This window comes from Synechococcus sp. MW101C3 (assembly GCF_002252635.1).
In the GTDB taxonomy this organism is placed as follows: Bacteria; Cyanobacteriota; Cyanobacteriia; order PCC-6307; family Cyanobiaceae; genus MW101C3.
The window spans coordinates 64943-86472 of sequence record NZ_NQKX01000002.1 but is presented as its reverse complement, the minus strand read 5'-3'; the positions used below and the strand labels follow the sequence as shown (position 1 = coordinate 86472).

Below are 21530 nucleotides of genomic sequence, written 5' to 3'. Positions count from 1 at the left end.
TTAAACCACCTTTAGCAAGCCCCATGGATCAGGAGCAGGAAGGATGAACGCTTCGACGAGCTGCAAGGAACACGACCATCACCACATGCCCCCCGGTAGCCACGGCCCGCCGCCCACCGGCGGCGGCAAAGGCATGGCCAAGGATCCGATCTGCGGCATGGTGGTTCCCAGGGCCACAGCCCTCAGCACCCAGCGCGGCGGCCGCGACTACTACTTCTGCAGCCAGAGTTGCCTGCAGACCTTCCAGAATCCCGACCGCGAATTGCGCGTGATGCGCCGTCGCGTGGGCTTCGTGATCGGCGGGGTGCTGGCGCTGGCGCTGTTCCGGGCCGGGGCCTTCATCGCACTGGCCGCTGGGGTGAGTCTGGTGTCCTGGGCTCCTGTGTCCTTCCTGCCCTGGATGAGCTGGGGGAAGTGGCTGTTCTTGCTCGCCACCCCGGTGCAGTTCATCGGTGGCTGGTCGTTCTATACCGGCGCCTGGGCTGCTCTCAAACGCCGCGCCCTCAACATGGACGTGCTGATCGCCCTTGGCACCTCCGTCGCCTACTTCTACAGCGTGGTGGTGGTCTTTGCGCCCACCTGGCTGCCGGTTGGCGTCAGTGAACGGGATGTCTATTTCGAAGTCTCGGCGGTGGTGATCGCCTTCGTGCTGATGGGCAAATACATGGAGGAGATCATCAAGAAACGCTCCTCAGCCGCCGTGCGCAAGTTGCTCGATCTTCAGCCCGCCACGGCCACGGTGATCCGCGAAGGGGTGGAGATGACCGTGCCCGCCGATGCCATCGACACAGGCGAAACTGTTCTGGTGCGCCCGGGCGAGAAGATCCCCGCCGATGGGGTGGTGCTGAATGGCAGCTCCTCAGTGGACGAATCCTTGCTCACCGGTGAATCCTTGCCGGTGGCCAAACAGGCTGGTGCCGAACTCATCGGCGGCACCGTGAATGGAATGGGCCTGTTGCGCTTCCAGGCCAGCCGGGTGGGATCCGACACCGCCCTGGCCCAGATCGTGCGCATCGTGGAGGAGGCCCAGGCCAGCACCGCCAGCGTGCAACGCCTGGCCGATCAGGTCACCGGCTGGTTTGTTCCAGCCGTGGTGTTGATCGCCTTCGCGGCGTTTGCCTTCTGGACCCTGGCGGGCCAGTTCAGCAGTGGTCTGCTGGCCTTCATTGCCGTGCTGGTGATCTCCTGCCCCTGTGCCCTGGGCATCGCCACCCCCGCGGCGCTGATGGTGGGGGTGGGCAAGGGCGCCGAGCAGGGCATCCTGATCCGCAGCGGCGAGGTGCTGGAGCGGGCCGAGAAGCTCACCACGGTGGTCTTCGACAAGACCGGCACGCTCACCTTGGGCAAGCCGGTGCTCACCGATCTGGAGCCCCTGGCAAGCCATTCGGAGCAGGAAGTGCTTCAGCTCGCAGGTTCCCTGGAGCATGGCTCAGAACATCCCCTGGCGGCGGCGATTGCCGAGGCCGTTGCAGAGCGCCATCTGGAGCTGTTGCCGCTGGAGCAGTTTGCGGCCCAGGTGGGTGAGGGCATCACCGCCAAAGAGGGCGGGGACGTCGTCTGGTTCGGCAACCGTTCCCTGGCGAGCCGCTTCCTGCCCCGGCTTCCCGAACCTGTGGAGGGCCAGCTCGCTGGGCTCGAGGCCCAGGGGAAAACGGCCATGGTGCTGGGGCGCCCCGATCAGATCCTTGGAGTGATCGCCGTGGCCGATACTGTCAGGCCCGAGGCCGAGCAGGCCGTGGCCCTGCTGCGGCGCCGTGGGGTGCGGGTGATCATGCTCAGCGGCGACAACCGCACCACCGCAGAGGCGATTGCCGCCCAGGTGGGGATCACCGAGGTGATCGCCGAGGTCCGGCCAGCTGACAAGGCTGGAACGATCAAGTCCCTGCAGTTGGCGGGGCAGAACGTGGCCATGGTGGGTGATGGCGTCAATGACGCCCCGGCCCTGGCCACCGCCAACATCGGCATCGCCATCGGCTCCGGTTCGGATGTGGCCAAGGAGGCCGGTGACATCATCCTGATGGGCAACGACGTGCGGCTGGTCGTGACCGCCATCGGCCTGTCGCGGGCCACCATGCGCAAGATCCGCCAGAACCTCTTCTGGGCCTTCATCTACAACGGGATCGGCATCCCGATTGCTGCGCTCGGATTGCTGAACCCGATGATCGCCGGTGCGGCCATGGCCATGAGTTCGCTGTCGGTGATCGTCAACTCGTCGCTGTTGCGGCGGTACCGAGCGGCTTGATCAGGCCGTAGCTCCTGCCTCCTCCCGCTGCTTACCCGTGGCGATGGCGGTGGTGGGCATCGCTCACGTGGGGATGGTCATGGTCGATCGGTTCATGCAGATGGTCGTGGGCATGCCAGTAGGGCCCCCGGGACCCCGGCGGCGGTAGATCCACCAACCGGTGGTCGTGGGCGTGATGGGGATCGCCGCCGGCCGGGTCGTGCTGATGCCGGTGCACATGCCGCAGGGCCGCGTGGCGGTGCCGGTGGGTGTGGTTCTCCTTGAGCAGCGCGCCCACTCCAACCATGATCAACAGTGCAGCGAGCGCCTGGTGGATGGTGAAGGCTTCGCGCAACACCAGCACCGAGAACACCACCCCCACGAACGGTGCGGTGGCGAACACCACCGCCTCGCGGGCCGCACCCAGCTCCCGGAGGGCCAGCAGATCGAGCCAGATCGAGAGCCCGTAGCCCACGGCCCCTATCGCCAGGGCGGCCAGCAGCCCGGGCCCGGCGGGGAACCGCTGGCCGAGGCCCATGGCCAGCAGCAACATCGGCACCGAGGCTCCGAAGGCCTTGAGCAGGGAGATCTGGAGCGGATTGCGCAGGCTCAGCCGCTGGCTGAGGTTGTTGTCGATGCCCCAGGCCAGGCAGGCCGACCCGATCAACAGTCCCCCCTGGACCGTCGTCCCGCCCAGCGATCCCTCCGAAAGAAACACGGCACCTGCCACGATCAGGGCCGCGGCGATCAAACCGTTGCGGCTGAGGTGCTCCCGGCCGATCAGCACCGCGATCAGCATCGTGAACACCGCCTCCAGATTCAGCAGCAGCGAGGCCGACCCGGCGGACAGCAAGGTGAGCCCCTGCACCAGGCACAGGGGCCCGACGATGCCCCCCAGCACCGTGAGCCCCATCAGGGGGGCCAGATCGCGTCGCTGAACCGGCGACTCTGCCTGCTGGCGGCCCCCGGCGGCCCGCACCACCAGCAGAGCCAGGGCGGCTCCGGCGTAGAGCAGGGCCGCGATCATCAACGGCGAGGCTTCGCAGCTGATCACGCTGATCAACGGCGCACTGAGCCCGAAGAACACAGCGGCCAGCAGGCCGGCGACCAGCCCCCGCCGCTGGGGGTTCGCCATGGCACTCGAGGCGGGACCTCGGATCATGGGATCAAGCCTCGCGCACAGCTGGCTTTTGGCGGGGAAGCAACCAGCCACCGAAGCGGGCGTAAAGAGCAGGGAGCACCAGCAAGGTGAGGATGGTGGAGGTGATCAAGCCACCGAGCACCACAATCGCCAGCGGTTGCAGGATCTCGTTGCCCGCCCCGAAGGCCAGGGCTAGGGGCAGCGTGCCCAGAGCCGAGGTCAGGGCCGTCATCAGGATCGCGTTGAGGCGCTGAAGGCTGCCGGCGCGGATCACCTCCTTGAGCTCCATTCCTTCCGCGTGGCGGCGGTTGTAGTTGTCCACCAGCAGCAGGCCATTGCGGACCGCCACCCCGAACAGGGTGATGAACCCAATCAGGGAGGCCACCGAGAGCACACCGCCGGTGAGCAGGATGGCCACCAGGCCACCGACCAGGGCCAGGGGCAGGTTGAGGAGGATGGCGATCGTGGCCGGTAGTGATTTCACAGACACGAACATCAACACGGCGATCACCATCATGGCCAACAGGCTGTAGATCACCAGGTTGGCGGTGGCTCGCTCCTCCGATTCGAACTGACCGCCGTAGCGGATCAGATAGCCGCTGGGCAATTTGATCTTGCTGTCGATGGTCTTCTGGATGTCGCCGACGACCGTTCCCAGCGCCCGGCCGCTGACGTTGGTGGACACGACGATCAAGCGGGAAACATTCTCCCGATTCACCACATTGGCGCCCAGGCCGTAGTCGATGGTGGCCAGGCTTCCCAGCGGCAGCAAGGTGCCGGCGGGGGTGGCGATCGGTATGGCCCGTAGGGCATCGAGGCTGTTACGGGAGTCCTCGGGCAGCATCACCACCACATCGGTGCGATCGGTGCCGTTGCTCACCACCTGTCCCACCGTCTTGCCGTTCAGGGCGATCTCCACCGCATCGGCGAGTTGCTGCATCGTGAGCCCATTGGCGGTGGCGGCCTGACGATCGAAGGCGATCTGCACCTGCTGGATCGGCAACTGGGGTTCGAGTTGCAGATCCACCACCCCCTGGATCGGCTCAATCGCATCCCGCACCTGCTCGCCGATCCTGCGCAGCTCCGCCAGATCTGGCCCGTAGATCTTGATGGCGATGGCACTGCGCACACCCGAGAGCACCTCATCCATGCGGTGGGAGATGAAGCCACCGATGTTCGGGGCCACCCCGGGCAGCTTCAGGAAGGCCTCTCGTAGCTGGGCGATGGCAACAGGGCGATCCTTCATCGCCTGATCACTCAACTCCACATCCACATGGGCCAGGTTGACGCCTGCTCCATCGGCATCTCCAGGGGCCCGCCCGGCGCGGATCTGCACCCACTCGAACAGGGGGCTGGCCATCAGGGTTTTGGAGAGGGCCAGGCCGGCGCGGTTGGTCATCTCCAGCGACACGCCGGGGTAGAGCACCATCGAGTTCACCAGGGATTTCTCGCGGAACTCCGGCAGAAACACCCGCCCGAGGCTGGGCAGGATGGCGCAGGCCACCACCACGAGCGCCAACGCTGCGGCCAGCACCCGTTTGGGGGAGATCAGCGCCATCTCCAGCAGGGGCCGGTAGGTCCGCTCCGCCCAGGTGGCAATCCAGGTGTTCTCGGCGGGGAGACGCGTGTTGGCCAGCAGGATCGCGCAGAGCGCTGGCGTGAGCGTGAGCGCCACCAGGCTGGAGGCCGCGATCGAGAACAGGTAGGCAAGGCCCATCGGCGCGAAGATCCGCCCTTCCACCCCCGTGAGGCTGAAGATCGGCGCGAAGACCACCACGATGATCAGGGAGGAGAGGAGCACCGGTTGGCGCACCTCCACCGACGCTTCGAACACCACCTGCAGCGGATTCCTGGGATGGGCGACCACCTGGTTCTGGCGCAGCCCCGTGTGGACGTTCTCCATGTCGACGATGGCGTCGTCGACCACCGAGCCGATGGCGACCACCAGACCACCGAGGGTCATGGTGTTGATCTCCAGCCCAAAGGCGCTCATCAGCATCAGGCCGATCACCAGCGACAGAGGGATGGCACTGAGGGTGATCACGGCGGTGCGCCAGTTCATCAGAAACAGCACCATCACCACCGAGACGATCACGATCCCTTCGATCAAGGAAGCGCTGACGTTCTTGATCGCTGTGTCAATGAAATTGGCCTGCCGGAAGGTGCGCTTCACCTGGATGTCGCTCGGCAGGCTCTTGCTGAGGGCGGCGATCCGCTCCTCCACCTCACGGGTGACTCTGGGGGTGTCGATGTCGGGCTGTTTGTTGATCATCAGCACCACCGCGGGCTTGCCGTTGAAGCTGCCATCGCCGCGCTTGAGGGCGCTGGCCAGCCGCACCTCGGCGACATCACCGAGCCGGAGCGATTGCCCTTTGCTGCCTGTCACCACAGAATCGGCAAGATCCTCGCTGCTGCTCGCCTGGCCGCTGGCGCGGATCAGCTTCTCCTGCCCGCCGGCGATCAGAAAGCCGCCGGGGGCGTTGGCACTGGCGGCAGCGGCCGCCTCGGCCACGGCCTGCAGCGACACATTGCGAGCCTGAAGTTGCTGGGGGTCGATCTGGATCTGCTGCTGGGCCTCCTCACCGCCGTAGAGGGTCACTTGGGAGACACCGGGCACCGCCAGAATCTGGTTGTTGAAGGTGGTGGCGACGATCCGGCGCAGCTCCATCGCTGAGGTTGGTCCGCCGCCCTTCAGCGTGAAGGCGTACTGCAGGATTGTGCCCAGCGGCGACACGAGCGGCGAGATCGCTGGGGCGCTGGCATTGGCAGGCAGCTCAGCCTCAATCTGCTGCAGTCGTTCCGCCACCGATTGACGGGCCCGGTTGATGTCGGCGTTCTGATTAAAGACCACCTGCACCATCGAGAGCCCCACTTTGGAGGAGGAGCGCACGGTTTCCACTCCCGGCAGCCCGTTGACGGCTGACTCGATCGGCACGGTGATGCGTTGTTCCACCTCTTCTGGTGCCAGGCCATCAGCGGTGGTCTGCACATCCACCTGGGGAGGGGCGAACTGGGGAAAGACATCCAGGGGCATCCGGCTGATGATCGACAGACCCCAGAGGGTGATCAGGATGGCGGCAACAACAACCAGCCAGCGCTTGGCGATGGACGTGCGCAACGTCTGATTGAGAAGGCGTTCGAACATGGGATCGGGAGGTGGTGATGCAAAGGGCGAAGGGGTCGGAGGTCAGTTCTTCTTGCCCATGCGTGAGGCCACGAGCACCCCGCCCACCACAAGCACCGCAGCGCCGGCACCGATCACAAGGGGGTTGAGGCCGCCTGCTTCACCTGCAGCGGCGGCCACTGGGGTTGCCGGTTCCGGTGTGGATCCTTCTCCGCTGGGTGCGGCGGCGCTCTGGCTCTTCTTCGATTCGGCGTAGAGCGAGAGGGCCCCCTGGGTCACCACGTTGTCCCCGGGCGAGATGCTGCCGTCGGTGATTTCGATCTGATCGCCCTGGCTGGCCCCGGTCTGGAGGAAGACCGGGTCGTACGTGGCGCCGCTCTTCACGAACGCCAGGGGCTTGCCGTCCGCATCCACCACCGCCGCCACCGGAATGGTGACCACACCACCGGCTTCAGCGGCGGGGGCGGTGGTGATGCCCAGCAGGGAATCGATCTCCGCGCTGGCCTTCACCTGGCGCACATTCCCTTTCTGCTGAAACTCATCGCCATGGCCCACGTGGGCCATGGCGGGGCTGAGGCCACCGAGGGCCAGGGTTCCGAGGCTGAGGCTGGTGGCCAAAAGAAAGGCGCGCATGCTGCTGGTGCCGCAAGGGCAGGACAAGGACCCGCAGAGGATGCCGCAAGGGGGATGAAAAACAGGTGAAACCGGCTGCGCTACCTAGGATCAGCCGCAATCTCTGACTTCTGTTCCAGGCCCATGCCCCTGCGCATCCTGCTGGTGGAGGACGAAGCCGAGCTGGCCGGGGCGATTCAGGCGGTGCTCAGGGCCGAGCAGCATGTCGTCGATCACGTGGCGGAAGGCCTGGGGGCCTGGAGCCTGCTGCGCAGCGAGCTGACCACCTACAACCTGCTGATCGTTGATTGGATGTTGCCGGGTGTTTCAGGCCCGGAACTCTGCCAGCGGGTGCGCGGGGCTGGCCTCACCCTGCCGGTGCTGATGCTTACGGCGCTGGCCGACACCAGCCACCGGGTGCAGGGCCTTGATGCCGGCGCCGACGACTACCTGAGCAAGCCCTTCGCGATGGAGGAACTGCTGGCAAGGATCCGGGCGCTGCAGCGCCGCCAGCCCAACTATCGCGAGCCACTGCTCAATTCCGGGCCCTATGTGCTGGATCCGGCCGAGGGCTGCCTCACCGTTCAGCGGGGAAAGGAAACCACCAGGATCACCCTCTCCACCAAGGAACTGCAGCTGATGGCCTATTTCATGGAGCATCCGCGGGAGATCATCCCGGGTTCGCGGCTGCGCTCCCAGCTCTGGTCGTTGGATGAGGATCCGATCAGCAATGTGGTCGCGGCCCAGGTGCGTCTGTTGCGGCGCAAGATCGCCAGTTACGGGCTGGCCTGTCCGATTGCCACGGTCCCCTCGAAGGGTTACCGCTTTGATCCTGAGCCGGAGGAAGAGCAATAGAACGGCTCACCGTGGCCAGGCCTGGACCCATGTCCCGCAGCCGCCTGCAACTGGCGGCTGTCTACCTCGCGGTGATCGGGGTGATTCTCTATGGCGCAGGCCTTGGCATGTTTGGCCTGTTGATGCGCTCCAACTGGTCGGCCCTTGAGCGCGAGGTGGAAACCGTGGCCGGCACCTTGCATGACAGCCTCAAGCCGTTGCTGCCCGCGGAAGCCAGGCCCTCGCCCCAGCTGGCCGCGGTGCTGCCTGGCCTTTGTCTGGTCGGATCCCCCTGTCAGCCGGCCCCCTCACTGATCCCGCGCCATGCTGTGAGCATCACGGACTCGGAGCGGTTCTACCTGCGCCTGCTGGATCCCCGTGGTGCGCTGATCGCCCACTCCCCGGGGTCGCCAAGGGTCAAGGCTGAACGCCCCGGCCCCACCTGGATGGTGGTGGCAGGGCTGGGAGGTGATCGCTTTCTGCAGTATTCGATCCACCTGCACCATTCCCACACGCCAGCGCACCCTGGCGCGAATGCGCAGGAGCTGGATTGGGGGTATCTGCAAATCGGACGCAGCTTGAGCGGGCTCGACGCAGAGCGGCAACGGCTCTGGTGGGCCACCCAGACGATTGTTGTGCTCGCCCTGCTGGTGGCGGGCCTGGCCAGCTGGTGGCTGTCGGGTCTGGCGATGCGGCCTCTGCTGGCGGCGTACCGGCAGCAGGAGCAGTTCACCGCCGATGCAGCCCACGAACTGCGTGCACCTCTGGCCAACCTGCTGGCTGTGGTGGAGGCCCACAAGACGCAACTGTCAGCTGACCCCCTCGCCGGGGAGCACGCGCTGGCGGTGGTCTACGGGCAGGGTCAGCGGCTGAGCCGCTTGATCAGTGACCTGCTGCTGCTGGCCCGACTGGATGGTCCCGAGGCCGGAGCAGGCCTGCAGTCCTGCTCCTTGACACAGATCGCGCGCGATCTGCTGGAGGAGACCAGCGAGGGGGCGTCGATTGCCGAGGTGCAGCTCCGCCTGCAGGGTGGTGATGACGATCTCAACGTGTTGGGCGTGGAATCAGAGCTCTATCGGCTCGTGTCCAACATGCTCTTGAACGCGATTCAGTACACACCGTCAGGAGGGGAGGTGGTGCTGAGCCTGAAGCGCGAGGGAAGTCATGGGCTGCTGGAGGTGCAGGACAGCGGCATCGGCATCACTCCGGCCGATCAACAACGCATCTTCGATCGCTTCTTCCGCAGTGATCCCGGTCGTTCCCGCCGACAGGGCGGCACCGGCCTTGGCCTCTCGATCGTGGCGGCGATCGTGCGTCGCCACCGGGGGGCGATCACGGTGCGCTCGGATGGGCACTCCGGCAGCTGTTTCACGGTGACCCTGCCTCTGGCCGCGAACTCCCCCGGGTTGCCTGTCCCCCGCTGATCGCCCGCCTGCTCAGAACGGTGGGCTGGCGGGCGTCCCCCTGCGGCGACCCAGCAGCAGTCCCAGGCCGGAGCCGATGACGAACAGGGTGAGCAGCGCCAGGATCGAGGAGTACCAGGGCTGCAGATTGAGAAGGCCGAAGTTGCCCGTGTGCAGCTTCATCAGCCAGAAGGCCTCGATCCCCTGGGCCGAGAGGGCGCCGTAGAGCGAGCCGGAGAGCGCAGTTAGCAGCAGTGGCAGGGCGGCCAGGGGCACGAGGCTGCGGTGCACCCGACGTAGCAGGGGAAGGCGGCTCACTCGTTCTGAAGCGCCTTGTGCAGTTGCTGTTCATTGGCACAGGGCATCCACAAGGAGCCCATCGCAAAAGTTCCTTTGCACTTGAGCTCAGCAGCGCGCTGCTCCGCCTCCTGCTTTGTTTTGAACATGCCCTTCATGTGCGCGGCGGCGGGCGGAGTGATGAAGAGCGGGGAGAAGGTCGTCGCTGCAAGGGCAGCCAGCAGAGGCCACCGGCTTCCTTTCAAGAGGGGGATGGCGTGGTGCTGATTCATCGAGTGGTAACCGCGTGGGTAAAGGAAACAGAGCAGAAATGTGGAGTCACTTCTCCTTGGAAACGGCCTTTTGATAGACATCAAAGTTCTGACACGGCATCCAGTCCTTGCCCATCGCAAAGACACCGCTGCACTTCAGCTCCTTCGCACGCACTTCCGCAGCGGCCTTGCTCGGGAACATGTCGTAGGCCTGGGCGCGGGCGGCGCCAGGGGACAGGCAGCCAGCGGCCAGCAGGACAAAAGCCAGGGCGATACGGTTCACGGAATGCCAGCGAAAAAGTCAGAGATCCATTTTAGAGTCTCCCCACGAATGGAGAGTCAAGCCCATGGTGGCCATCGGCGTCACGACTGGCATGAAAATCGGTGCCCTCGCTGGCCGCAGTGGCCTGCCGGTCAAGACCCTGCGCTACTACGAAGAGTTGGGGCTGCTCCCGGCGATCGGCCGCAGCGAAGGCGGCTTCCGCCTGTTCGCTGAAGAGAGCCTGCGGCGCCTGGAGTTCATCCGTCGGCTCAAGACCCTGGGGCTCAGCCTGGAGGAAATCCAGGGCTGCCTGGCGGTGCACGACGCCGGTGAGCTGCCCTGCGGCGACATCGAGATCCAGCTGGGGCGTCAGATCGAGCGGATCGATGGCCAGATCAAGGAGCTCAGGCAACTCAGGAAGGAACTGCAGGACTTGCTGGCTGGCTGGCAGAGCGATCCCGCCAAGGACGGCGATCTGATCTGCCCCAATCTTCAGGTGTGACAGCTGGCATGTGAAGCAATGACCCGCAGCTTCGTCCAGTTTGCTTCTGCGTCCCCATGTTGATGACAGGCAGAACCCAGGGAGCAGAACTGATGAACCATCACCGTTTCGCGACGACAGCAGGATTGGGAGTGCTTGTCCTGTCCCTGGCAGCTCCAGCACTGTCACAGCCACCCGCCTCAGCGATCCCACCAGTAGGCGGGATGGGATCGGGGATGATGGGTGGGGGGCTGATGGGCTCCCAGTCGATGGATCAGCACTTCATCGTGATGATGATCCCTCACCACCACGGGGCGATCGCCATGGCCGATCTTGCCCTCACCCGAGCTAAGCGGCCCGAGATCAAAGAGCTGGCCAGGAACATCAAGGCCAGCCAGACCAGTGAGAACGCTCAGATGCGCACCTGGTACCGGCAGTGGTACGGCGGCGACGTTCCCGCCATGACGCGTGGTGGAGCCATGGGCATCGGGGGAATGGGTGGTGGCATGGGCCCTGGTATGGGCATGGGCTGCTGCAGCGGAATGGAAATGATGGGCACGAGCCTGGCCGCCCTCAAGAACGCCGCCGACTTCGATCGGGCCTTCATTGAGCAGATGATTCCCCACCACCGCATGGGCGTGATGATGGCCTCGATGGCCCAGAACAGCAGCCAGCATCCGCAGCTGAAGGCGATGCAGCAGGCGATGGGCAAGGAGCAGAGCAGGGAGATCGAGCAGATGACTCAGTGGTATCGCAACTGGTACGGAACGACCTGACTCTTATCAAGGGCGGCTCAGACGGACTCCGCATCTTCCAACCCAACACCAGCCATGGATCCGTTCTTCATAACCGACACACTGAAAACCTTCGAGGAGACCAGTGCCGCCCTCCAGGAGGCAGTGGTGGACCACGGCTTCGGCGTACTGGCAGTACATGATCTGGGCAACACCCTGCGCAGCAAAGGTCTGCCATTCCCAGAGCAGTGCCGCATCTTCGAGGTGTGCAACCCTCAGCAGGCCGCCGCAGTGCTTAGCACCTCAATGGCGCTCAACATGGCCTTGCCGTGCAGGATTTCGGTCTACACCGAAGCCGGCCAGACCCGCCTCGGCATGATTCGCCCCGAGGTGATGCTCGCGGGCCTCTCGGCTGATCCGTCCCTGCAGGAGGTGGCCCGAGCCGTAGAGGCCTCCACCACGGCGATCATTAAGGCCGCCGCGGCCTAGTCGCATGGCAGATCCCGCTGAAGCCTCGATGCGGAGCAGCTCAGTAAGAAGGGACCGCCTGCTGATGAGCTGTGGCGGGGCGGGATCGGGGTTTTTGGCGACTATGGGCTAGCCAACAGATGTGTGGTTGGCGCTGGCATCTTTTCCCTCCAGATGAATGTCAAGGGGGACGTCTTCCTGGTTCATGTCATCAAGCGCAGGGTTCCTCAGCATGCGCGGCCGCACAAGGGCTGACGCAAGCTGGCCCGCCTTCCGTGCGAAACGCCTGGGGCACTGGCTTGTGCCTTAGTGCCTGGGCCAGCCCTTGCTGCTGGCCGTGCTGGTGCTTCGGGTCCTGTGCTGATGCCTGATGGCTGCTGTTTCTTCTTCCTCCCGCTCCCGGTCCCAGTCCCGAGTCCCGCTCCAGAAGCAACCACCGGCAGGGAGAGGCTGCTTCTACAGAGAAGCTGGTGGAGGCGATCATCCAGCTGCTGGAGGCTGGCACTACGCCCTGGCGGAGGGAGTGGGACGCCTCCGGTGGTGGGCACCACGTCAACCTGCTCTCAGGGCATCGCTACCAGGGAGCGAACCCGATCCTGTTGACCTTCGGGATGCACCTGAGGGCTTCAGCGCTGCCCTACTGGTGCGGGTTTGCTGAGGCCAAAGCTTTAGGGATCTTCCCCCGCAAGGGCTCTCAGGGGGTGCGGATCCTGAGGCCGCAGGTGAACCGGGTGGCAGGTGACACGGAGCGGTCGGGGAGCCTGGACGCATCGACAGCCACCCCAGGCATCAAGCCGGACGACGCGCATACAGACCGGGTATGGATGAGCTTCCGGCCCGTGGTGGTGTTCAACGCGATCGACCTGGAAGGTGACGCCCTTGCTGGTTGGGTGGAGCAGAGGCAGGCAGAAGCAGCTGGGGCGGAGCGCAGTGAACCAGACCGCCTGGCTGCAGCAGAAGCTCTGCTGGGGGCCTGGCCGGTACCGCTCAGCTTTGGGGGTGAACGAGCCTGCCACCTCCTCCAGATCGATCGGATCCAGCTGCCGGAGCACGCTGCCTTTCACTCCGCCGCTGGGTTCTACGCCACCTGGGCCCACGAGGTGATCCACTCCACGGGGCACGCCAGCTGCCTCCAGCGGGATCTGAGGGGGCGGTTTGGTTCTCGGGCCTATGCCCGAGAAGAACTGGTGGCGGAACTCGGTTCAGTCCTGCTGGGGGACCGGTTGGAGATCGACAGTGCCCTTTAAAACCACGCGGCATACCCGGGGCACTGGCTGGACCTGCTCCGGGAAACTCCACAGGTGTTGTTCCAGGTGCTGGGTGAGGCCAGGCGAGCTGTGGAACTGGTGCTACCAGAGGCTGTAGAAAACGACCCTGGCTGATCGAGCGGGCAGCTTGGTCCATGCTTGCTTAAATGCTCCACCTGCCGCTTCACCGGTAGTGGTGAGAAATGACAGAAACCTGCTCCATCCACCAACAGGTGCCCCCCATGATTGAACATTTTGACCACATCACAGTTGTGATCAGTGATGTTGAGGCAGCCAAGCACTTTTTCGGGCTCCTGGGCTTCAAGGAGGATAAGGCTGTAGTGATCAAGGGCCCCGTCTTCTCCAGTTACATGGGGGTGGAAGGTATCGAAGCAGAACACATCACACTTGCTTTGGAGAACTGCTCACCGCGCATCGAAGTACAACTGCTGAAGTACCGTCAGCCTGTTCCCCTTCCTGCTCCAACGACTGGCAATCTCGCCAAGCTGGGGTTCAATCATATCTGCTTTGCGGTAGATAACCTGGATGCTGAAGTTGACAGGCTGAAAGCTGCGGGCATCAAGCTGCGAAACGAGGTCATCACCTTCCATCGCCGAAAGCTCATTTTTCTCTGCGGACCGGATGGAATCACTGTGGAGCTGGCTGAATGGCTTTAATCCGGGGCGTCGTGCGGGGGGACAAGCGACTGTGAAACAACGAGTGACTGCCGCTTGCTCTGTTGCCAAGAGCTGGAATATTCATGGCATACTTCTAAATAATTGCTACCAGCTGAACAATCAACCTCCTCCTAAGTCTCCAAGCACCTGATCGGCTCAGGCTTCACTTTCTGGCCCTGCCTGCCGATGAAGTCGGGGGATGCTGCCGCAACATAGAAACAATGAGGTCATACGGCAGCATCCTTTTGGTCAATGGTATCCATTCCACAGTCCCAAGCCCTACGGCGACGACCGATAGCTCCCCTACAATGGGCCCACGACTGGCTGATGCCATTGCCCAAACTCTCACTGAGCTGCGCTCATACCAGCACACAAAGAGGACGGCTTGGAAAACCAGTCAATGGTGTTCACGTAGTTCCTCCACGCAATGGGTGACACACTCTCCGTCGTCGAGTGAGCAGGTGGTGATGCATTCAAAATACGCTTCCACAGAATCCCATTGCTTCTCCTGGGAACTATCCATTTCTGGCACCTGCAGCCCATGAGCCATGTCGTTCCCGGTGGGGTGCTGATTAGCCGAATAGGAAACTGGGTAGGTCGAGCGAGCCATGGTCCTTTCTTCTGCGGATATCTCCACAATACGAACATGGTGTTTCAAACACCCATGAAATGAGTCTTCCTGCCTACTCAAATGTTAAGTTGTTTGTGCTGTTTCCCTGCCCAGTACTCTTGCTTAGCTGGTGCAGCTGAACTCAGCTCGCTTGGTGTGATGGTTCAACCCTGCAGCGATCGATCCCACCACCGGCAGTGGCGCGGCATTCATGGACCAGCTGTTGTCGTACCAAGCCCTTTTACTCTGGCTGGTGACTAGTAAAGAGTTAAATGATTCTGTTGTTTTAATCGCTCAAGGTCAATGTCTCGGCGGGGGTTCGGTGGTGGAACTTCTCTTACAGAGCAATCAGCCGGTGACCACCACCGACCAGATTCCTGCTCCAGGGCAAGACGCGATAGCGATATCGCCCAGGTCATGCCATTCGGCTCGTCAACTAACAACAATCCTTTGGCCAGGCAGCAGGTGTCCGTCTGGTGATCACCTCCACCGGAACGCCTAACCCCGCCCCGATGATCCACCCGCACCCCATCGGTCCCTCGCTGGGTTGGGGGGATGGGGGCAGCAACCGGCAAGGGCTGACGCGAGTGCCTTTGGCACCCCTGCCTGAGCTGCTGCAGCCGCTGGGTGGGGACGGTGTTCTACGCCGTTCCTGCCATGGAGCCGACGTCTCCACTCCCACCCGCAACCACCAGCGCTCAGCTGGCCGCCACGATCGAGGCCTGGCAGGTTGCCTGCGCCCAGGGTTGGCAGGAGCCTGAGCCGGACCGGAGTGTCTGCAGGCTGAACTCTCGCTGCCTGCTGCCGACCAGGGCCTGTTGGGTTCTGATTGGGATAGCTGGTCCTCCAACTCCTATCTGGATCGCCAGCAGGTGGAGGAGCAGCCGGGCTTCTATCCCTTTGAGGAGCCTTGAGGCGGCAGTTTCATGGCCGCTGCGCCAGACACCGCCGACCGTAACCCGGTGGGCAGGTCTTTTCTATGGCTGCGCCTTTCGGCCTGCGGCCAGATCCGTCAAGGGCGTTGCAAGGGCCTGCAACGCCCTTGACGGATCTGGCCCCGGGTTTCGCGAGCGGTGTTCTTTGGCGCCTCAGCCATGAAAAGCCGCTCGATCAAGATCTCCTGCTGAAAGTGGCTGCAGCGCCACACGCGTCAGCTGCGCTGGTTGCTGGGGCTGATTTGGCCACTGCATCAACGGCCGCGCAAGCTGGCGATCGAGCTGGAGCTGCGACGCTGTGAACGCAGCTGGGAGCTGGACTGACGCCTGAGGGGCTGCGGCCCCTTTGCCTCTCCCTCAGGTGAAACGTGCTGCTCGTCGAGCAGCGCCTGGAGGTTCCCAGCGCCTGCGATGCCTGCTCCACCCGCTCGCGCCTGCTCGGGGTTACGCCGTCACCGCCCGTGGCGCTGGGGGGGGTGTCGAGGATGTGCCAGGAAGTGCCTGGCGAAAACCACTGCAGTAGCTGAAATGCGCCGCCGCGGACCACAGTGCCAGGCCGTCCTTTGGGTACAGGCGCCTGTGTCCGCGGTGGCGTGACCTCCTCAGGGTCTGCTAATTCTTTTCACGGAGTACAACGGATTCCCGCTGCTGCTCCACCCGAGTGACAACACTCCCGGGGCCGCTGACTGAGGACCACCGCCAGCGCACTCGCTTCCTACGTTCAACGTCTGGAGCCCATTCCCCTGGGAACCGCCATGAATCTCGTCGCTCTCTCCATGCTGGTGCGCTGGCTTCTTGGCTGGGCGCTCTGTCTGCGGCTCTTCCGGCTGCCGGAGGGCACGGTGGAGGGTCAGCCGCAGGTGTCGGTGCTGATTCCCGCCCGCGACGAAGAGGGCACCCTGCCCAACCTGCTGCCGGCGCTCCAGGCCCAGACCTTCGCGCCACTGGAGGTGATCGTGGTGGATGACCACAGCAGCGATGGCACGGCGGAGATCGCGGCAGCGGCCGGGGCCACGGTGATTCAACCGCCGCCGCTTGCGGAGGGATGGTGCGGCAAGACCTGGGCCTTGCACCATGGCGTGCAGGCCAGCAAGGGCGAGCTGCTGGTGTTTCTCGACGCCGACACTGAGCCCAGCCCTGAATTTCTGGAACGCCTGGTGGCAGACCAGCAGAAGCTGGGCGGACTGGTGTCAGTGCAGCCGTTCCATCGCACCGAGAAGGCCTATGAGCAGCTGTCGGTGCTGTTCAGCCTGGTGGGGTTAATGGCAGTGCCGATGGGGCCCCGTTGTGGCGTGGCCTTCGGGCCGGCGATGGCCACCAGCCGGGCCGACTACAACCGCGTCGGCGGCCATGAGGCCGTGGCCGGCAAGGTGGTGGAGGACTGGTTCATGGGCCATCTCTATGAGGAAGCCGGACTCCCGGTGAGCGCCTACATCGGCGACGGGCTGATCGAGTACCGCATGTATCCCGGCGGCTTTCGCGACATGGTGCGGGGCTTCGCCAAGAACTTCGCCACCGCCGCAGGAGAGGTGAATGGCTTCTGGATGCTCGCCGTGCTGCTGTGGATCTCCGGCCTGTTCTGGGCGGCGTGGTGCCTGCCGGCATCGCTGCTGGGCTGGCCGTTGATGGGCCAACCGTCGGTGCTGCCCAACCTGCTGCTTTACCTCGCCTTCGCCGTGCAGCTGATCACGCTCACCAGGGGTGTGGGGAACTTCGCCTGGATCTGCCTGGTGTTTCCGATCCCCGTGCTGTTCTTTCTGGCCGTGTTCTTCATGGCGATCTTGAATCTGAAACAAGGAACGATCGAATGGAAAGGCAGGCAGGTCTCGACGCGATAGCGGCCCTGGCCTGTGTGCTGGGGTGGTTGGTGTGGTCAGTGGTGATCGGTGGCCTGGCCCGGCGCCTGCCGCAGGCGGTGCTGGCGGACGACAGCTGGCTGACGCGGCCGCGCCCCTGGCCCGAGAGCAGGAAGACGTATGAGCGGTGGCTCGGCATCAAGCGATGGAAACCCCTGATGCCGGATGCCGGCGATGCCCTGCCGGGGGGTGTGCGGAAGAACAGCCTGGTGGGCCGCGATGCCGGCACCTTGCATCGCCTGGTGGAGGAAACACGCCGGGCCGAACTGGTTCACCTCGCCATCTGGCCGTTCTGGATCGTGACGGCGCTGTGGCTGCCACCGGTGGGCGTGGTGATCAACCTGAGCTTCGCAACGCTGTTCAACCTGCCCTGCCTGTGGTTGCAGCGTTACAACAGGCTGCGGCTATTGCCGCTGCTGCTGGCGATGTCGAACCGGCAGGGCGAGAACAACCCTGGCGATCAGCCGATCCAGCAGGCGTCGGTTTAGTGGTTTTCAGCCCCATGCACAAACTCACTAACCTGGTGTTTGCTCGGTGCAACTGAAGTGCAGGAGCGGCAGAGGGCTCTGCTGGGCCTTATCGATGGGACCTGTCGGGACCCTGGGCCTGCGGTCTTCGCTTCACCCGCTAGCGCCTGCTCAGGGTTTCGCTTTGCCCGGCCGTGGCGCGGGTGGGTGTTGCTGGAGGTGTTTTGAGGCGGACAGAAGGAAGTACCGGCTGAGTTCAGCGGTCGGGTCTTTGTCACTCCCCGGTGGGGTTCAGCGCCTTGGTTGCGCGGTGGCTGGGGCGGTGGTCGTTCAGGAGCACCTGTCGGGGCCTTGCTGGCACAGCACGCGGGTCGAGGGGGCGTCGTATTGCTGGCTTGGTTTTCCTCCGATGGTCCCTACGCGGTGCTGCCTGTTGAGGGGCGCGTCCTGCGCCAACTCACGATGGGCCCTCTCTCTCTCTCAACGCGATCGCTTTGTGCATCAATGCCCTCCAGGTGCACCCGAAGGACCACCGCCGCTACGCCAACTTGGTCGAAGCCGATGAGGCGCGTGGTGTGGCCCAGCTGGAGCTGTTGCGGGCCTGTGGCCGCATCAAAGACCACAGCACGGCAGCGGCCTATCTCAAGCGCTGCATCAAAGGCGCCCTGGCCCACTGGCTCAGGGATCGGGCCTTGATGGTGCGCCTGCCGAAGAACGCTCGCGGGGAAGCCCCCTGGACCCACCAGAGCCTGGATCAGGTCCGGCCAGAACGCGGCGGCAGCTGGCTCGGTGGCCTGGCCGCCCCAGACTCCAGGTCTCCAGAAACGGAAAAAGCGCGGGACGTAGGGCTGGAGGCCATGGTCGATCAACTGCCCACCGAGAGGTGGACTGGTTTTTCTGGACAGCCCCCATCGTTAACCTCTGAGGTGGGGCATCGCCCCTGAAAGGGGGCTCACAGTGTTGAGCAAGCGCCGTACCTACCGCCCCGAGGTCAAGGCCAAGGTCGCCATGGCGGCGATCAGTGACCGCAAGACGATCCATGAGATCGCCGCCCACCACGCTGTACACCCGATCCAGGGCAGCCAATGGAAGCGGCAGCTGCTCGACGGAGCCACCGAGCGTTTCACCAGAGGCAAGGAGCCCAATGGCAAGGACGAGGGGCAGGCCAAAGAGGCCGAGCTGTTCCATCAGTACTGCCTAGCAGAAGGCTGACGGCTACGCGTGGCTGCAGATGGAGCTGGAGTGGCTCAAAAATGTCTGAGTTGCTCTAATGCCCGTGAACTGCGCAAGCTGGTCGATTACTGGCATCAGAGCTCAGCGTCAGTCTTCAGTGTGCGCTGTTGCGCCTGCCGCGATCGACGCTACGGATCATGGCCAGGATCCATGCCCATGACCTGGAAGACCCCTGCAGCCGCAGCCGCCGGATGGTGGGATATCTGACCAGGGAGGGGATCCCGATCAGCCGTGACCGGATTCGTTCTCGTTGGTTAGCACCGGCTGTTGGTTTCGATTTACCGGTGCTCTGAGTGAGCGAGATTCGAATCCGGCGCGATCGATTGCTGCTGCTGTTTGACCGATGGAGTCAAGTAACGCCCCGCTGATAGGAGCTAGCTCCCGACAGAAGGTGGCGATCGTTGTCCAGACGTTGGGTTCGTAGGAAGTCATCGGAATTGTTCGAAACGCTGGGTGATGATTGTTCATGGAATGGGATGATTGGGGCTTTTCTCTGTTGTGGAGGCACTCATCCTGGGGGATTCAGCTCACACAAGGGTCGGATGCCCCGGTAAGCCCGCAGGGCTCCACTGCTGACGTGCTCGGGGCAAAGGCCGCCACCACCACACCTAAGGTTGTTAACCAGTTCAAGATCGCCAGGATCTACGGGATCGGGGGAAGCTCCGGCGCCTCCCAGCTCAACCGAATCCCTAAGAAGCCATGGCACCATCAAGCCGCACCGGTGGTCATCGCAGCCCGCTGGTGTGGACAAAACGGGCAAGGAGGTCAGAGACCTTGCCCATTTTTCGTCTGCTTTCTTCTGATCCCGTCTGTAGCCAGCCGCAGGCCCTCAGCTGCGGGTCGCCGCCAGCGCCAGTTCATGCGCCTGGGTGAGGGTGGCGGCGGCTTTACCGAACCACAGCCCCTCCAGCCGCTGGCGGGCGGCTTCGATCGGATCTCTCGAGCGGCCAGCGTCGTGGGAGAGGTATTCGGTCACCGCCTGGTAGGCGCCCCACATCGAGCCCTGCACCCCCGGGATGTCACTGCCGATGGCCTGGCCGTCGAACTTGGCGGACAGACCCTCCCAGGCGGGGAGATCCTCCAGCCGCCTGGGCCGGCTGGTCGCCGCATCGCCCCGGCGGTCATTGATCGAGCCCCGCAGCTGATCGGCGAACAGGGTCTCGACATAGCTGCGGAACTGCGCAGCCGTGCAGGGGGCGGCGGCCATCGCCCGCAGTTCGGCCAGCCCTCCACTGAATTGCTGCCGCTGCAGGTCAATCAGCTCAGGGAGCCGGCTGATCAAGGCATTGGCATTGCGGGTGTGGCGGATGCGGCAGCCCTGCTGGCGCCGGCTACGCGCTGAGGCAAGACCCAGGGCAGGAGAGAGCGTGTTCTTGCACACCACCCGGATGGGGGAGAAGAACACGGAGAAAGCGATCGTGCCGTCATGGCTCGTGCAGCCAACCAGGTACTGATTCACCGGATCACCAGGGAGCACCTCCCCTTCTGATTGGCGCACCCTTGCCGTAAAGGTCACCTTGCGGCCGCCGGCCAGGACGCAGACCGCATCCATGACCGCATCGCTATGGAGGGCCTCGGCGACCCGGATCAACTGCTCGTTTTGCACCACCTCATAGGTGGCGTTCATCACCGAGAGGGTGGTGCCGGTATCGGTCCTTGTAATTGCCTGGTAGCCATCAATGGGCTGCATATCGGCGTCGTAGACGGGGCGGCCGGCGAGATGGAAGTCGGCGCCACCGAGGCGGAAGGCTTCCCGCGCCGGCAGGGTGCCGTCAAGGACCAGGCCCAGGCGGTGCCAGGCGGGCTGGCTGTTGAGGAAGACACCGGAGTGGAAATCGTGGGACATGAGGTTCACAGCTGCGGCACAGAGGCCGCCAGAGAGGACAAAAAAGCCGGCCTCGGGGGGGAGACCGGCAACTGCTGCGGCGGGGCTCACACCCGCCTGCCCGTTTGAACGGATCAGCTGGAGGAGGGGGATGTGTTGAGCAGCCGGAAGCGATCGACCACCAGCCGCAGGCCGCAGTGGTTGCCGCATAGCCGTCCGGAGGCGGCCAGCCGCATGCCGGGGGTGGCGTGGTCGCTGAGTTCCTGTGCCTGCTTCCCCCAGACCTCGATCAGCACTGAGAAGCCACCGGCGGACTCTTCGTGCCAGCGGGGGGTGACGCTGGGGACCAGCAGGAGCAGCTCGGCGCGGATGGCGCCGCACTCAAAGCAGGTCAGCTGTACCGGCAGGGGGGCGGTGCCAGTCAGCACGGTGATATTCATGGCCTCTGGGCTCCATTGGGGCAGCAGGCAGGGGAATCGAGGAAGGAGAAGGCTTCTTCCAGTTCCAGCTCCGCGGCGCTCGGTGGGGGCAAGCTGGCGGCTTCCCGGCTGACGGTTCGGGCGCTTTCAGGCTCAGGGGCAGGGGTGACCTGGAGCTGGAGGCCGCTGAGCTCGCCATTGCGATGCCACGCCATCTGGCGGCCCATGCTCTGCAGGAACAGGATTCCGGTGAGGACGTCATCGTCTTCATGGAGGAGGCCGATCGGAGGGAAGAGGGAACCATCGGGGCGGCGGATGGTGATCTGGCTGTGGAAATGCATGAAAAAAGCCTGCGCAGCAGGCGGTGGAGGGAATTGAGAGGGAGGCAGGGGGTTCACCAGTTGGAAGTGGTGGAGCGGCAGGTGGGGACCAG

Annotated in this window: 21 protein-coding genes and 1 pseudogene; 13 read left to right on the top strand and 9 right to left on the bottom strand. The window is 64.1% G+C overall.

Annotation, left to right across the window (positions count from 1 at the left end):
- Positions 1–43: 43 nt before the first annotated feature.
- Positions 44–2242 (top strand): heavy metal translocating P-type ATPase, encoded by a 2199-nt coding sequence (locus CJZ80_RS02700; RefSeq protein WP_233132751.1) that lies wholly within the window; start codon positions 44–46, stop codon positions 2240–2242.
- Between the two features lie 31 nt (positions 2243–2273).
- Here CJZ80_RS02700 and CJZ80_RS02695 read toward each other — a convergent pair whose 3' ends face one another.
- From CJZ80_RS02695 to CJZ80_RS02685, 3 genes are read right to left on the bottom strand one after another with little or no spacing between them, the layout of a single operon-like run.
- The gene (locus CJZ80_RS02695; protein ID WP_233132750.1) at positions 2274–3356 is read right to left on the bottom strand and encodes a DMT family transporter; all 1083 of its coding nucleotides are present in this window, start codon (positions 3354–3356) and stop codon (positions 2274–2276) included.
- A gap of 31 nt (positions 3357–3387) precedes the next feature.
- The gene (locus CJZ80_RS02690; RefSeq protein WP_094510550.1) at positions 3388–6507 is read right to left on the bottom strand and encodes an efflux RND transporter permease subunit; all 3120 of its coding nucleotides are present in this window, start codon (positions 6505–6507) and stop codon (positions 3388–3390) included.
- A gap of 42 nt (positions 6508–6549) precedes the next feature.
- Complete coding sequence (locus CJZ80_RS02685) at positions 6550–7119, bottom strand: efflux RND transporter periplasmic adaptor subunit (protein WP_094510549.1); 570 nt, start codon at positions 7117–7119, stop codon at positions 6550–6552.
- A gap of 123 nt (positions 7120–7242) precedes the next feature.
- On the opposite strand from CJZ80_RS02685, the gene rppA reads away from it, so the two are divergent.
- Together rppA and rppB are read left to right on the top strand one after the other, a co-directional pair.
- Positions 7243–7953, top strand: a complete 711-nt coding sequence (gene rppA, locus CJZ80_RS02680) for a two-component system response regulator RppA (protein ID WP_198948210.1) — start codon at positions 7243–7245, stop codon at positions 7951–7953.
- Between the two features lie 29 nt (positions 7954–7982).
- Entirely contained in the window at positions 7983–9356 is a 1374-nt protein-coding gene (rppB, locus tag CJZ80_RS02675) for a two-component system sensor histidine kinase RppB (RefSeq protein ID WP_094510548.1), read from the top strand.
- Positions 9357–9368: 12 nt separating this feature from the next.
- On the opposite strand, the gene CJZ80_RS02670 is transcribed toward rppB, so the two are convergent.
- Genes CJZ80_RS02670 through CJZ80_RS02660 form a run of 3 tightly spaced genes read right to left on the bottom strand, consistent with a single transcriptional unit; the run spans position 9369 to position 10166 of the window.
- Positions 9369–9653, bottom strand: a complete 285-nt coding sequence (locus CJZ80_RS02670) for a hypothetical protein (protein ID WP_094510547.1) — start codon at positions 9651–9653, stop codon at positions 9369–9371.
- Positions 9650–9904, bottom strand: a complete 255-nt coding sequence (locus CJZ80_RS02665; protein ID WP_094510546.1) for a DUF3721 domain-containing protein — start codon at positions 9902–9904, stop codon at positions 9650–9652. Before CJZ80_RS02665 ends, CJZ80_RS02670 begins: the two co-directional genes overlap by 4 nt.
- A 46-nt stretch (positions 9905–9950) precedes the next feature.
- Positions 9951–10166: a DUF3721 domain-containing protein gene (locus CJZ80_RS02660; RefSeq protein WP_094510545.1), complete on the bottom strand. Its 216-nt coding sequence runs from the start codon at positions 10164–10166 to the stop codon at positions 9951–9953.
- A gap of 64 nt (positions 10167–10230) precedes the next feature.
- On the opposite strand from CJZ80_RS02660, the gene CJZ80_RS02655 reads away from it, so the two are divergent.
- The 10 genes and pseudogenes from CJZ80_RS02655 (at position 10231) to CJZ80_RS02610 (ending at position 18832) form a co-directional block, all read left to right on the top strand.
- Positions 10231–10647, top strand: a complete 417-nt coding sequence (locus CJZ80_RS02655) for a heavy metal-responsive transcriptional regulator (protein WP_094510544.1) — start codon at positions 10231–10233, stop codon at positions 10645–10647.
- Positions 10648–10865: 218 nt separating this feature from the next.
- Positions 10866–11402: a DUF305 domain-containing protein gene (locus CJZ80_RS02650; protein WP_233132749.1), complete on the top strand. Its 537-nt coding sequence runs from the start codon at positions 10866–10868 to the stop codon at positions 11400–11402.
- Positions 11403–11456: 54 nt separating this feature from the next.
- Positions 11457–11849 carry a DUF302 domain-containing protein gene (locus tag CJZ80_RS02645; protein ID WP_094510542.1) on the top strand — a complete coding sequence of 131 codons (393 nt, stop codon included), beginning with the start codon at positions 11457–11459 and terminating at the stop codon, positions 11847–11849.
- Between the two features lie 449 nt (positions 11850–12298).
- Positions 12299–12532 (top strand): annotated as a pseudogene (locus CJZ80_RS15555) (ArdC family protein); the annotation flags it as partial.
- Between the two features lie 120 nt (positions 12533–12652).
- A complete protein-coding gene (locus CJZ80_RS15550; RefSeq protein WP_233132785.1) occupies positions 12653–13075 on the top strand; it encodes a zincin-like metallopeptidase domain-containing protein in 423 nt (140 codons plus the stop codon).
- A gap of 203 nt (positions 13076–13278) precedes the next feature.
- Complete coding sequence (locus CJZ80_RS02635; RefSeq protein ID WP_198948209.1) at positions 13279–13752, top strand: VOC family protein; 474 nt, start codon at positions 13279–13281, stop codon at positions 13750–13752.
- A 2300-nt stretch (positions 13753–16052) separates the two neighbouring features.
- On the top strand, positions 16053–17135 hold the full coding sequence (locus CJZ80_RS02625) for a glycosyltransferase family 2 protein (protein ID WP_094510540.1): 1083 nt from the start codon (positions 16053–16055) through the stop codon (positions 17133–17135).
- Positions 17105–17641: a hypothetical protein gene (locus CJZ80_RS02620; RefSeq protein ID WP_094510539.1), complete on the top strand. Its 537-nt coding sequence runs from the start codon at positions 17105–17107 to the stop codon at positions 17639–17641. Before CJZ80_RS02625 ends, CJZ80_RS02620 begins: the two co-directional genes overlap by 31 nt.
- Positions 17642–18114: 473 nt before the next feature.
- Positions 18115–18564 carry a hypothetical protein gene (locus tag CJZ80_RS02615; protein ID WP_094510538.1) on the top strand — a complete coding sequence of 150 codons (450 nt, stop codon included), beginning with the start codon at positions 18115–18117 and terminating at the stop codon, positions 18562–18564.
- Positions 18565–18580: 16 nt separating this feature from the next.
- A complete protein-coding gene (locus CJZ80_RS02610) occupies positions 18581–18832 on the top strand; it encodes a transposase (RefSeq protein ID WP_094510537.1) in 252 nt (83 codons plus the stop codon).
- Between the two features lie 850 nt (positions 18833–19682).
- Here the strand turns inward: CJZ80_RS02610 and CJZ80_RS02605 are convergent.
- The 3 genes from CJZ80_RS02605 to CJZ80_RS02595 form a co-directional block, all read right to left on the bottom strand.
- Positions 19683–20699, bottom strand: a complete 1017-nt coding sequence (locus CJZ80_RS02605; protein WP_094510536.1) for a DUF932 domain-containing protein — start codon at positions 20697–20699, stop codon at positions 19683–19685.
- A 113-nt stretch (positions 20700–20812) separates the two neighbouring features.
- Positions 20813–21118 (bottom strand): hypothetical protein, encoded by a 306-nt coding sequence (locus tag CJZ80_RS02600; RefSeq protein WP_094510535.1) that lies wholly within the window; start codon positions 21116–21118, stop codon positions 20813–20815.
- On the bottom strand, positions 21115–21438 hold the full coding sequence (locus tag CJZ80_RS02595) for a hypothetical protein (protein WP_094510534.1): 324 nt from the start codon (positions 21436–21438) through the stop codon (positions 21115–21117). The genes CJZ80_RS02600 and CJZ80_RS02595 overlap by 4 nt, the downstream gene beginning before the upstream one ends.
- Positions 21439–21530: the final 92 nt, after the last annotated feature.

What these genes read in the sequence shown, in the direction of transcription:
- CJZ80_RS02685 (WP_094510549.1), bottom strand. Translation starts at nt 7,119, where the DNA reads ATGCGCGCCTTTCTTTTGGCCACCAGCCTCAGCCTCGGAACCCTGGCC.
- CJZ80_RS02665 (WP_094510546.1), bottom strand. Translation starts at nt 9,904, where the DNA reads ATGAATCAGCACCACGCCATCCCCCTCTTGAAAGGAAGCCGGTGGCCT.
- CJZ80_RS02605 (WP_094510536.1), bottom strand. Translation starts at nt 20,699, where the DNA reads ATGTCCCACGATTTCCACTCCGGTGTCTTCCTCAACAGCCAGCCCGCC.
- CJZ80_RS02695 (WP_233132750.1), bottom strand. Translation starts at nt 3,356, where the DNA reads ATGGCGAACCCCCAGCGGCGGGGGCTGGTCGCCGGCCTGCTGGCCGCT.
- rppB (WP_094510548.1), top strand. Translation starts at nt 7,983, where the DNA reads ATGTCCCGCAGCCGCCTGCAACTGGCGGCTGTCTACCTCGCGGTGATC.
- CJZ80_RS02650 (WP_233132749.1), top strand. Translation starts at nt 10,866, where the DNA reads ATGGGTGGGGGGCTGATGGGCTCCCAGTCGATGGATCAGCACTTCATC.
- CJZ80_RS02645 (WP_094510542.1), top strand. Translation starts at nt 11,457, where the DNA reads ATGGATCCGTTCTTCATAACCGACACACTGAAAACCTTCGAGGAGACC.
- CJZ80_RS15550 (WP_233132785.1), top strand. Translation starts at nt 12,653, where the DNA reads ATGAGCTTCCGGCCCGTGGTGGTGTTCAACGCGATCGACCTGGAAGGT.
- CJZ80_RS02620 (WP_094510539.1), top strand. Translation starts at nt 17,105, where the DNA reads ATGGAAAGGCAGGCAGGTCTCGACGCGATAGCGGCCCTGGCCTGTGTG.
- CJZ80_RS02600 (WP_094510535.1), bottom strand. Translation starts at nt 21,118, where the DNA reads ATGAATATCACCGTGCTGACTGGCACCGCCCCCCTGCCGGTACAGCTG.
- rppA (WP_198948210.1), top strand. Translation starts at nt 7,243, where the DNA reads ATGCCCCTGCGCATCCTGCTGGTGGAGGACGAAGCCGAGCTGGCCGGG.
- CJZ80_RS02690 (WP_094510550.1), bottom strand. Translation starts at nt 6,507, where the DNA reads ATGTTCGAACGCCTTCTCAATCAGACGTTGCGCACGTCCATCGCCAAG.
- CJZ80_RS02595 (WP_094510534.1), bottom strand. Translation starts at nt 21,438, where the DNA reads ATGCATTTCCACAGCCAGATCACCATCCGCCGCCCCGATGGTTCCCTC.
- CJZ80_RS02625 (WP_094510540.1), top strand. Translation starts at nt 16,053, where the DNA reads ATGAATCTCGTCGCTCTCTCCATGCTGGTGCGCTGGCTTCTTGGCTGG.
- CJZ80_RS02635 (WP_198948209.1), top strand. Translation starts at nt 13,279, where the DNA reads ATGACAGAAACCTGCTCCATCCACCAACAGGTGCCCCCCATGATTGAA.
- CJZ80_RS02655 (WP_094510544.1), top strand. Translation starts at nt 10,231, where the DNA reads ATGGTGGCCATCGGCGTCACGACTGGCATGAAAATCGGTGCCCTCGCT.
- CJZ80_RS02700 (WP_233132751.1), top strand. Translation starts at nt 44, where the DNA reads ATGAACGCTTCGACGAGCTGCAAGGAACACGACCATCACCACATGCCC.